Source organism: Nostoc favosum CHAB5714 (genome assembly GCF_020829495.1).
Taxonomy (GTDB): Bacteria; Cyanobacteriota; Cyanobacteriia; order Cyanobacteriales; family Nostocaceae; genus Nostoc; species Nostoc favosum.
Genome location: NZ_JAIVFQ010000054.1, coordinates 24295 through 37280, shown reverse-complemented (window position 1 = coordinate 37280; position 12986 = coordinate 24295). Strand labels below are relative to the sequence as shown.

2 protein-coding genes are annotated in these 12986 nt (G+C 45.1%); both read left to right on the top strand.

What is annotated here, in order from left to right:
* Window positions 1–61: 61 nt before the first annotated feature.
* On the top strand, window positions 62–4765 hold the full coding sequence (locus LC586_RS26220; RefSeq protein ID WP_229488167.1) for a type I polyketide synthase: 4704 nt from the start codon (window positions 62–64) through the stop codon (window positions 4763–4765).
* Between the two features lie 181 nt (window positions 4766–4946).
* A complete protein-coding gene (locus LC586_RS26215; protein WP_229488166.1) occupies window positions 4947–12656 on the top strand; it encodes a non-ribosomal peptide synthetase in 7710 nt (2569 codons plus the stop codon).
* Window positions 12657–12986 lie beyond the last annotated feature (330 nt).

The following is a 12986-nucleotide window of genomic DNA, read 5'->3' as shown; positions in this document are numbered from 1 at the left end:
TGCGTCTTAGCGGTAGCCTGCGGCAAGCCGATGCAGCGTCTACGTTTCAAAAAATTTATATATGAACTACAACGGATTAGAAATAGCAATTATCGGCATGGCGGGACAATTTCCCGGAGCCAGTGACTTACACGAATTCTGGCAAAATCTCCAGGATGGTGTAGAATCAACTACTCTTTTAACTGATGAGCAATTACAAAAAAGTGGTGTAGCTCCTTCACTACTCCAACATCCTGACTACGTGAAAGTAGCTGCAACTTTAGAAAATATTGAATGCTTTGATGCCGAATTCTTTGGATTCAGCCCCAGAGAAGCAGAAATTCTCGATCCGCAGCATCGATTGTTTTTAGAATGTGCTTGGTCAGCGTTAGAAGATGCTGGATATAATGCCCAGAATTATGCAGGAGCGATCGCTGTATATGCCGGTTCTGCAATGAACAGCTATCTATTGAATTTAATTTCTCATCCGACGATTCAAGCCAACGTCAATCGCTATCAATTGTTTTTATCCAACGATAAGGATTTTCTCACCACACGGGTTTCCTACAAACTAAATTTGCGCGGCCCAAGTGTGGATATTCAAACAGCTTGTTCCACATCCTTAGTAGCCGTGCATTTTGCGTGTCAAAGCTTGCTGAGTGGAGAGTGTGACATGGCATTGGCGGGGGGTGTATCTTTATCCAGTCCAACGGGTTATTTGTACCAAGAAGGGGGAATTTACTCTCAAGATGGGCATTGTCGAGCCTTTGATGCTGATGCTCAAGGAACGATCGCAGGTAGTGGTTTAGGTGTTGTTGTTCTCAAGCGCCTTGAAGATGCTCTCCGAGATGGCGATTATATCGATGCTGTAATTAAAGGATCGGCACTCAATAATGATGGTGCTTTGAAAGTTAGTTATACAGCCCCTCGAATTGATACCCAAGCAGCCGTGATTCGGGCGGCTCAAGCGGTGGCGGAGGTAAACCCGGAAACCATTACGTATATTGAAACCCACGGTACTGGTACAGCATTGGGCGATCCGATTGAAATTGCGGCTCTAACTCAAGCCTTTCGCTCTCAAACCGACAAAACAGGATACTGTGCGATCGCCTCTGTAAAAAGCAACATTGGACACTTAGATGCTGCCGCTGGGATCGCCAGTTTCATCAAAACTGTGTTGGCGCTCAAACACAAACAAGTTCCCCCCAGTTTGCACTTCCAACAGCCCAATCCCCAAATTGATTTTCCCAAGACTCCTTTTTATGTCAACACCAATTTAGCTGATTGGCAAACCGATCAGACTCCCCGCCGTGCGGGTGTGAGTTCCTTTGGTATTGGTGGGACAAATGCCCATGTGATTCTTGAGGAAGCACCTATAATAATATCATCCAGTGCTTCCCGTCCCTGGCAGTTGTTAATTTTATCAGCGAAAAACCCCACTGCTTTGAGTGCGATCGCAGCTAATTTAGCTAGTCATTTAAAACAGCATCCAGAAATAAATCTGGCGGATGTGGTGTATACCCTGCAAGTAGGACGACAGGATTTTGACCATCGGCAAATGCTATTGTGTCAAACGACAGCAGAAGCAATCCAGATTTTGAATGATGGAACGCAAATTTTGACTCAGGTTGCTCCTAAAGAAAGGCGTGAAATTGCCTTTTTATTTCCAGGACAGGGAAGCCAATATCTCAACATGGGGAAAGAATTATACGCCACAGAGTCAGTATTTCGACAACAAGTAGATCATTGTTGTGAATTACTCCAGCCCCATTTAGGCTTAGATTTGCGAAATCTAATTTATCCTGAATTAAATACCCCCCTTTCATCCCCCCTTACCAAGGGGGGACAGAGGGAAGTGTCCGATAGGGTAGGTGGGGTTTTGTTTTCGGAATTAAAAACCGCCATATCCCAAACCAGCTACACTCAATCCGCTTTATTTGTAATCGAATATGCCCTAGCACAACTGTGGATATCCTGGGGAATTCAACCCCAAGCGATGATTGGTAACAGCATTGGTGAGTATGTTGCTGCAACATACGCAGGTGTATTTTCGCTGCCGGATGCCTTAAAGTTAGTAGCGATGCGTGGTAAGTTGATGCAGCAATGTCCGCCAGGGGCGATGCTGTCAGTGGCCATGTCGGCGGACACATTACAACCTTTATTGTCAGGTAGCTTAGTCATTGCAGCAAATAATGCACCTCAGTTATCTGTGGTATCTGGTACTGAGGTAGAAATTACCCAGTTAGAACAATATTTAAATACCCAAAACATTACCTATCGCCGCTTGCAGACATCCCACGCTTTCCACTCACCCTTGATGGATGAGATCATCGCGCCATTTATTGATGCTTTTAGAGGGATGAATTTGCGATCGCCCCAAATCCCATTTATTTCCAACGTCACTGGCGACTGGATTACACCAGAGCAAGCAACTAACCCTGATTACTGGGCAACTCACTTACGCCAACCTGTACAATTTGCTAACGGGGTGACAGAACTCCTCAAAGAACCCAACCGAATTTTACTGGAAGTCGGGCCAGGGAAAACACTTACTACTCTAGCCAAGCAACAAACCCACACTCAAACTATACTATCTTCCCTCCGCCATCCCCAGGAAAACCAATCAGATGTAGCATTTTTGCTCCAAACTTTGGGAGAATTATGGTTGGCGGGTGTTCCCGTTGATTGGTCAGGTTTCTATGCTCACGAACAGCGCCACCGATTGCCATTACCAACCTATTCCTTCCAACGTCAACGTTACTGGATTGATCCACCCGCCCTATCTAGCTCCCTCACGCCACTTGCTACAACGGGGGGAACCCCCGCAACGCAGTGGCTCCCCAATGCATCGGGAGGGCTGGAGAGGGGTGAATATGCTTCTTTCTCTGACTGGTTCTATATCCCCACTTGGGAACGGAGTCTATCACGTCCGTTGGTAGATTTAACTGAACAACGGCAGTGTTTGCTGGTGCTAGCAGATAATTACGACGTAGGTACAGAGATTGTTCACACCCTGCAAAACGCTGGACATGATGTAATTATCGTTACTCCTGGCGAAAAATATGAACAACCACTATACCGCACCTTTACAGTTAATCCTCAACAGAAACAGGACTTTGTTGATTTGCTGGAAGACTTACAGCTGCGTGAACTGATTCCCGATCGCATTCTGCACTTATGGAATTTAACTAGTGCTAACGAATATCAAAACCAGAGTTATGACTTATTGTATTTGGCGCAGGCGATTTCTTCGCAGTCTGTTAAGGCAGCAATTCCAATTACTGTAGTCACAAATGACGGGCAAATAGTATTGGGTAACGAAGAAATTAACCCTCTCAAAGCGATGGTTTTAGCTATGGGAAAAGTTATTTCTCAAGAAATTCCCCAAGTGAGTTGTCGTTGTGTTGACATCGTAGTATCTAAGGAAACTGATACACGCCAGCGATTGGTGCAGCAATTAATTAGAGAATGTTTCAGCCCTGCAAATGAGGTTGTTGTTGCCTATCGTGGTAGTCATCGCTGGGAACAAATTTTTAAACCCGTGCGAATACCCCACCCCAACCCTCCCCTTGGTAAGGGGAGGGAGCTAGAACCTCACCCCAGCCCTGCCCTTGGTAAGGGGAGGGAGTTAGATAGGGCGGGTGGGGTTTTAAAATCTGCTCTACCTCTGCGACAAGGAGGAAATTACCTGATTGTAGGCGATTTGACAACGGGACTGGGAACCGTTTACGCCGATTTTCTGGCACAAATGCCAGTGCGGTTAATCCTACTTAGTGATGTCATTCCCGAGGCCATAAAACAAAGTTTAGATGATGCCAGTGTCGATTACATGTCGGAAAATGTAGATATTACTGACCGTGAGCAGTTAAAGCAAGCGATCGCTCATGCAGAACAAAAATTTGGACAACTACATGGTGTCTTCTATTCCACGCCCATGAGCAATGAGCATTCAATGGCGTTATTGCATCAATTGACACCAAATCACTGGAATTACAATTACCGTACCAAAGTGCAGGGATTATTTGCTCTAGCTGAAGTTATCGGTAACAAACACCTAGATTTTTGCCTGTTGCAATCATCCCTTTCCAGTGTTTTGGGCGGCTTGGGATTGGCAGCTTACGCCGCCGCCAATGCAGTCATAGATATGTTTGCTGTCAAACAAAATCAAGTCAGTACATTTTCCTGGATTAGCATCAACTGGGATGCTTGCCGAGATGATGCATCTGAGATTAATAGTGGTTTTGGAGCAAATTTAGCCGCACTAGCACTTACCCCTCAAGAGGTTTGGGATGCTACCTGCCGAGTTCTTAGTTTAGGCTTACCGGAGGCTGTCATAGTTTCCAAAAGCAGCCTCCACAAGCGTTTAGAACAATGGGTAATACCAAAATCCTCAAATGGAACCAAAACAGAATCATCCACTGAGAATGCCCATACACGCCCTAATTTAGCCAACGAATACATTCCACCCAGCAACGAAATCGAACAAGCGATCGCTCAAATTTGGCAAGAACTCTTAGGAATTACACCTATTGGCATTCATGATAACTTCTTTGATTTAGGTGGTCATTCCCTACTGGCAATTCAAGCCATCTCTCGAAAGCGCGATCGCTTCGGCATAGAACTCTCCATGCGAAACTTACTATACGAAGCGCCTACTGTAGCTGCCATTGCCGTTGTTGTAGCCGCTCAACAACCCCAAGATATCGAAGAAATGACTGCCTTGCTGACAGAGATTCAGAGCCTATCACCCACAGAAGTCGCTCAACAACTCACCACACATGAATAGAAGTTTTACCCCACCCTAACCCTAAGAGATGCATTGGGGAGGGAACCGGATCTGTTCTGTGATCTCTCCCTTTGCAAGAGAGGGAAGAACTGGATCTCTGATCTCCCCCCAATGCATCGGGGGGATTAAGGGGGGTAATTCCGGGAGAACTTTTTCATCAAATACATATTTTTTACTTGATATGACTGACTATCTAAAACTCTTAGCTAAATTATCACCAGAACAACGACTACTATTTGAACGCCGCTTAAAAGAGCGAGGATTAACATTAGGACAATCTTTCACCATTCCCAAACGCCCTGATACAGAAAATACTCCCCTATCTTTTGCTCAACAACGCCTCTGGTTCATTCAGCAACTCGAACCCACCAGTTCTGTTTACAACGTCCCCTGTGTTCTGCGGCTACGGGGAGTCTTGCAGGTGTCAGCATTAGAAAAATCTCTAAATGAATTACGGCGACGACACGAAACCTTACGCACTTGTTTCACTACCAACGCCCAAAAGCAGCCCATCCAAGTCATTACACCTTGGGAACCTCTGGCGCTGACGATTATTGATATCAGCGAAATTAACACTCCATTAGAAGTGGAAATGTTAGCTCTTGCAGAGGCAAAACGCCCCTTTGATTTGAGTCAGCCCTTATTGCGATCGCTCTTATTATATTTAGGAGAAGAGGAGTATATTTTACTGCTGACAACGCATCATATTATTTCTGATCGCTGGTCGATTGGTGTTTTCCTGAAAGAATTATCGCTACTGTATTCAGCATTTATCCAGGGAGAAACTTCATCATTACCAGAGTTGCCTATTCAGTATGCTGATTGGGCTGTGTGGCAAAGGCAACAGTTACAGGGGGAATTTCTCACAGAGCAAATTAGTTATTGGCAACAGCAATTAGGTGGTGAATTACCTGTTTTACAGTTGTCAAGTCGCCCACAACCAGCCGTACCTACATATAGCGGTTCACATTATCCTGTAGCTTTATCGCCATCTTTATCCCAAGCAGTCAAAGCTTTAGCAGCCAAGCAAGGGGTAACACTATTTATGCTGCTGTTAACTAGCTTTCAGGTGTTGCTATATCGTTACACAAGACAGGATGATTTAGTTATTGGTACTGATATTGTCAACCGCGATCGCCAAGAGAGTGAGAATTTAATTGGTTTGCTGGTGAATACGCTGGTGTTGCGTACCAATTTGGCAGGAAATCCCCCGGTGCAGGAATTATTGGCGCGAGTGCGTGAGGTGGCGCTTGCAGCCTTTGCCCATCAGTATTTACCTTTTGAAAAATTGGTGGAAGTGTTAAATCCTGAACGGAATCTCAGTCAGATGATGCCGTTATTCCAAGTTAAGTTTGATTTACAATTGGCATCGGTGCGATCGCCACAATTGCCAGGGTTAACTCTGGAACGATTGCCTTTTGATGAAGAGACGGCAAAATACGAATTACGTCTGAATTTACAGGACACCGAACAGGGAATTACTGGACAATTTGAATACAGTACAGATTTGTTTGATGTTGCTACAATTGCCCGCATGGCAGAACATTGGATTACTTTGCTAGAGAGTATAGTTGTAAATACTGAGCAAAGACTGTCAGAAATATCTTTTTTAACCGGAAACGAACAGCAGCAATTTCAAATTTGGAACCAAACGACACAAGAATATCCTAGTCATCAGTGCCTTCATCAACTATTTGAAGCGCAAGTCCAACTGACACCGGATGAGATAGCGCTGATTTTTGGTGAGCAATCTTTTACTTATAGAGAACTTAATAGTAAAGCTAATCAATTAGCACATCATTTGCAACATTTGGGTGTGGAAGTAGAAACACCTGTGGGAATTTGTCTGGAACGTTCTGTTGAGATGGTGATTGGGATTTTGGGGATTCTGAAAGCGGGTGGAGTGTATGTACCTTTAGATCCAGCTTATCCTGAAACTCGGTTGAGGTGGATTCTGGAAGATGCGCGAGTTCCGATTCTGTTGACTCAGACATCATCAAAACCCTACCCCGCCGCTTACCAAGTAAATAGCAATACAAAAATCGTTTATCTGGACGAAGATTGGGAAGCTATTGCTGAGAATTCTGTTAGTAATCCTGTTACAAAGGTTACACCGGAAAATCTGGCGTATTTGATTTATACTTCTGGTTCTACAGGGAAACCAAAAGGGGTGATGATTGAGCATCGCAATCCAGTTTGTTTATTGTATTGGGCGCGGGAGGTGTTTAGTACAGATGCGATCGCTGGTGTATTAGCCTCAACTTCAATTTGCTTTGATTTATCAATATTCGAGTTATTTGTACCTCTGAGTTGGGGCGGTAAAGTCATCCTCGCAGAAAATGCCTTGGCGCTGCCGAATTTGCCAGCTAAAAATCAGGTGACGCTTATTAATACTGTACCCAGTGCGATCGCACAATTACTGCAACTCAATGCTATTCCCAACTCTGTCCAAACTGTGAATTTGGCAGGTGAACCGTTGAGTTGGCGACTGGTGCAACAACTTGAACAATTACCCCACATTCAGCAAATATTCAACCTCTACGGCCCTTCAGAAGATACTACCTATTCCACCTACATCCAACTTAAAGGTGTTACTCCCCTTACTCTATCTCCGACAATTGGTCAACCCATTGCGAATAGTCAAGTGTACGTCTTAGATGACCATTTGCAACCAGTACCAGTGGGTGTACCTGGGGAACTCTACATTGGTGGTGCAGGAGTAGCAAGGGGTTATTGGCAGCGTCCAGATTTAACAGCAGAAAGGTTTATACCAAATCCGTTTGTTAGGGACTGGGGACTGGGGAGCAGGGGAGCTCTTGAGCAGGGGAGCAGGGGAGCAGTAAGTTTTTCCCCTCTGCCCCTCTGCCCCTCCGCACCTCTGCCTCTTGTGCCCAATGCCCCATGCCCCATGCCCCATGCCCCATGCCCCATGCCCAATCTCTACAAAACAGGCGATCGCGTCCGTTATCTCCCAGATGGTAATTTGGAATACTTGGGTCGCTTGGATAACCAAGTGAAAATTCGGGGCTATCGCATTGAGTTAGGTGAGATTGAAGCGGTACTAAGCCAACATACAGATGTGCAAGAGTGTGCTGTAATGGCTCCTGAAGAAGTAACAGGTGAGAAACGTTTAGTTGCTTATATTGCTTCTCTAAGTGCAAAATCCTCAGATTTACGGCAATTTTTGGTGGAACGTTTACCAGGTTATATGATTCCTGCAAACTTTATTACTCTGGAAGCACTGCCGCGTACTCCCAATGGCAAAATTGATCGTCAGGCATTACCCACGGTAGAAAAAACACGTCCAGAATTAGAGAATGCCTATGTGGAAGCACAGACACCCACAGAACAAACTCTCGCCATCATCTGGGAAGAAACACTTCAAGTTGAACAAATTGGAATTAATGATAACTTTTTTGCATTGGGGGGACATTCGCTGCTGGGTATTCAGTTAGTGGCGAAAATCAATGAATCTCTCAATGTAGAAGTACCTCTCAAGAGCTTATTTCAGCATCCCACGATCGCAGGACTGGCAGCACAAATTGAGCAATTACAGGGCGATATCACTCAGTCGGGATTACCTCAAATTCAACCACATCCCCAGGAACGCTATCAACCCTTTCCCCTAACGGACATTCAACAAGCATATCTCATCGGACGTAACGCCGCTTTTGAGTTGGGTAATGTTGCTACCCACGGCTACCAAGAAATTGAAACGGTGGGATTGTCTGTAGAACAAATGGAATGGGCATTACAAAGGCTAATTGAGCATCATGATATGTTGCGGGTGATTGTGCAACCCGATGGACAACAGCGCGTTTTAAAAGAGGTGCCACCTTATAAAATTGCTGTGACTGATTTGCGTGGAGAATTAGAACCCCTCCCCAACCCTCCCAATGCCTTGGGGAGGGTGCCCGATAGGGCGGGTGGGGTAGAGTTGATGGAGTTGCGCGATCGCCTTTCTCATCAAATATTTGCTACCGATCGCTATCCATTATTTGAAATTCAAGCAGTTTTATTGGATGAGGAAAAAATTCGCTTTTGCATTAGCTTTGATGTATTAATTGGGGATGCTTGGAGTTTTAAACTACTAGGGACAGAACTAGTGCAAATATTGCACAATCCTGATATTCAATTGCCGACAAGCAGATTATCTTTTCGTGATTATGTGTTGGCAGAACAGGAATTACGGAAATCGGCAATTTATGCGCGATCGCAAGCATACTGGCAAGCCAGACTTGCCACCCTACCAGCCGCACCAGATTTACCTTTAACTCAGCCCCTCAGTACAATCACTCAACCCCATTTTGTTCGGCGTAGTGGCAATTTAGCTCCAGAGAAATGGCAACGGCTAAAACAGCAAGCTAGCCAAGTCGGAATTACACCGTCAGGTTTGCTATTAGCTGCATTTGCGGAAATTCTGTCTCGATGGAGTAAGGAGCCGTGTTTTACCCTAAATTTGACCCTTTTTAATCGTCTACCCTTGCATCCCGATGTAAATCGAATTGTGGGAGACTTCACCGCATCTTTGCTTTTGGCAATTGAGAACAAGGGGCGTAAAAATTTTCTGAAACTTGCCCGGCACATTCAAGCACAGCTATGGGAAGATTTAGATCATCGTTATGTCAGTGGTGTAGAAGTGTTACGCCACCTTGCTCGTAATCAACAACGGGTGACAGGCGCAATCATGCCCGTAGTCTTTACCAGCACACTCACCCAAGACAATCGAGAACAAACAAGAGAGCGTAGCTGGCGCAGTGACTTAGTATACAGTCTCAGCCAGACTTCCCAGGTGTATTTTGACCATCAAGTAGCAGAAGTTGCTGGGGCATTAGTTTTCAACTGGGATACCATTGATGATCTCTTCCCACCAGGACTGTTAGATGAAATGTTCCACACCTACTGTGAATTCTTGGAACATTTAGCAACTTCAGTTGCAGGGGAGATGAGGGAAATGAAGTTTTCTCCAATGCCCAATACTCAATGCCCAATTCCCAATGCCCAATTCCCAATTCCCCTACTTCACACCCTATTTTTTGAGCAAGTAACAAAGCAACCCAAGCAGCCTGCAATCTTTACTAACCAAAAATCTCTCACATATCAACAGGTGAGCGATCGCGTTTGTCACCTTGCCGAACTATTGCAGCAACTAGGCGTAATACCAAATAAATTGGTGGCAATTGTCATGGATAAAGGTTGGGAGCAAGCAATTGCCGCCTTAGCAATTTTGACAGCCGGGGCTGCTTATGTGCCTATCGATCCCCAATTACCGACACAACGCCGCCTACACTTGTTGCAGTCAACCCAAGCGCAAATTATCCTCACTCAATCCTGGCTGGATGTGGCTTTAGAATGGGCGGATGATTGCAGCCGTATATGTGTTGATACTTTCGATGCTCCACCCCATACAGCTATACCCGCAGCGATACAACAATCTACAGATTTAGCATACGTCATTTACACTTCCGGTTCTACTGGCAAGCCTAAAGGTGTGATGATTGATCATCAGGGAGCGGTGAACACGATTTTAGATATTAATCAACGCTTTGACGTGACAGCTAGCGATCGCATTTTAGCCCTGTCTTCCCTGAGTTTTGATTTATCTGTATATGACATATTTGGCATCCTCGCCGCCGGCGGAGCAATTGTCATTCCCGATTGCGATCGCCCCAACGATCCATCTCACTGGATACACCTAATTACCCAGCATCAGGTAACAATTTGGAATACTGTTCCCGCCTTAATGCAACTTTTGGTTGAATTGGGGAGTGGGGAGTGGGGAGTGGGGAATGGGGATGAGGGGGATGAGGGGGATGAGGGAGATGAGAAGGATCTCTTCTCAATGCCCAATGCCCAATGCCCAATGCCCAATTCCCAATCACTCCGTTTAATTCTCCTTAGTGGTGACTGGATTCCTCTCACACTCCCTGAGCGCATTTGCAGTCAATTTAACCATCCCAAAATTATCAGTTTAGGGGGTGCTACAGAAGCCTCTATCTGGTCTATTTTCTACCCTATTCACAAAATCGATCCCAATTGGAAAAGTATTCCCTACGGGTCTTCTCTGACCAATCAACAGGTTTACGTACTCAATCAATCCCTCCAACCCTGCCCGAATTGGGCAATTGGTGAACTTTATATTGGCGGTTTGGGTATTGCCAAAGGCTACTGGCAAAATCCAGAATTAACGGCAGAAAGGTTTATTCCTAATCCGTTTATTGGGAACTGGGAAGCAGGGGAGCAGGGGAGAATACCAATGTCCAATACTCTCTACAAAACTGGCGACTTAGGGCGCTATCTACCAGACGGGACAATAGAATTTTTAGGACGAGAGGATTTTCAAGTTAAAATCAATGGCTACCGGATTGAATTGGGCGAAATAGAAGCGGCTCTAAAACAGCATCCAGCGATCGCTCAAGCAGTTGTCACAACTTTGGGCTTACCGTATCAACAGCAATTGCTTGCCTATATTGTGTTGCAGGGAGAAATAGCACCCCTCCCCAATCCTCACGCCACTTGCTTCAAGTCGGCAAAGCCGCCCAACGCAGTGGCTCCCAATGCTTTGGGGAGGGAGCTAGAACCCTTCCTCAACCCTCCCCAAGACATTGGGAGGGTGCCCGATAGGGCGGGTGGGGTTTCTCCCACGGATTTTAAACTCCAACAACGGGGTGTGCGATCGCTTGATTCTAATGCCTCTCACATTGCTTTACCTGGGGCTGAGTCTTCTGGTGTCAAGCTGCAACGACAAAGTTATCGCCAATTTTTAGAGCAATCTGTATCTCTCAATAGCTTGGGTGAATTTTTAGAATGTTTGCGATCGCAGCAACTCTTAAATTCACCATTGCCTAAGTACCGTTATGCTTCTGCTGGTAGTTTGTATCCAGTCCAGACATACATTTACATTAAGCCAAATCGAGTTCAAAATTTAGCGGCTGGGATTTACTACTATCATCCCCAACAGCATCAACTGATTCACCTGAGCAATTCAGCTAAAGTTGACGGTGGGATTTATGGCATTAATCAGGAGATTTTTGAGCAAGCGGCGTTTGCCTTATTTTTAATCGGTGAAATGCATGCGATCGCACCAATTTACGGCGATAAATCTAGGGATTTCTGTATGCTGGAAGCGGGTTATATCAGTCAGTTATTAATGGAAACGGCTCCCGATTATGACTTAGGCTTATGTCCGATAGGGGCTTTAGAATTTGATGCTATCCGCGAGAATTTTGCTTTACATGAGCAGCATATATTATTGCATAGTTTTGTCGGCGGTTGTATCGATCCAACCTGGAAAACTCGTTGGCTGTCGCCAGAAAATCCGCAAATTCAGTTAACAAAAACAGAATTGATCAGGCAGAAGTTACAGCAATTTCTACAGCAACGATTGCCAGAATATATGATACCTACACTTTATATGCCTTTGGAAGCATTGCCATTAACACCTAATGGTAAACTAGATCGCCGCGCCTTACCTTTACCAAAGTTTCAATCCACTAAAACTGAGTCGCCTGTTATACTTCCTACCACAGATTTGGAAGTGGCGATCGCAAACCTTTGGCAATCTGTTCTCCAAGTCGAGGTACAAAGCATCCACGATAACTTTTTCGAGTTGGGGGGCAATTCTTTATCAGCAACCCAGCTACTTGCTCAGATGCGTTCCTCTCTCCAACTTGATTTACCAATTCGGGAGTTTTTCCTCAATCCTACCTTAGCTTCCCAGGCTGATTTGCTGAAACTGCAATGGCATCAGAAGCCACAACCGGCAAAGACACCGCAAATTGAGCGCGTCGAACGGGCACAAGCACAACAGTTATTAGCTAACTTAGACCAACTTTCTGAAGAAGAAGTGGAGAAATTACTTAACCAAATGCAAGCACAAGAGGGTGGTTAACTGTATAAATGCCTTGCTGCACAAAGTTGGAGATGTTTTTACAACTAACTGATAATTATTGTCATATAGTGTGAAATAATAGCAATACTAACTTGACTTAGCGAAATTATTTCCTAATAAGCGTTATATATACGGTGTAAACACAAGTAAAATTACCCCCTCAATCCCCCCGATGCATTGGGGGGAAGCCGGAAATCTAGTTCCCTCCCCAATGCATCGGGAAGGGGAGACAAAGCTACGCTTTGGCTCTTTGGGGTTCCTCTGGTTGAATAATATCATGTCCGCTTGATTGCTTATTAAACCCAAAGAACCCCACCCCGCCAAAGCGTA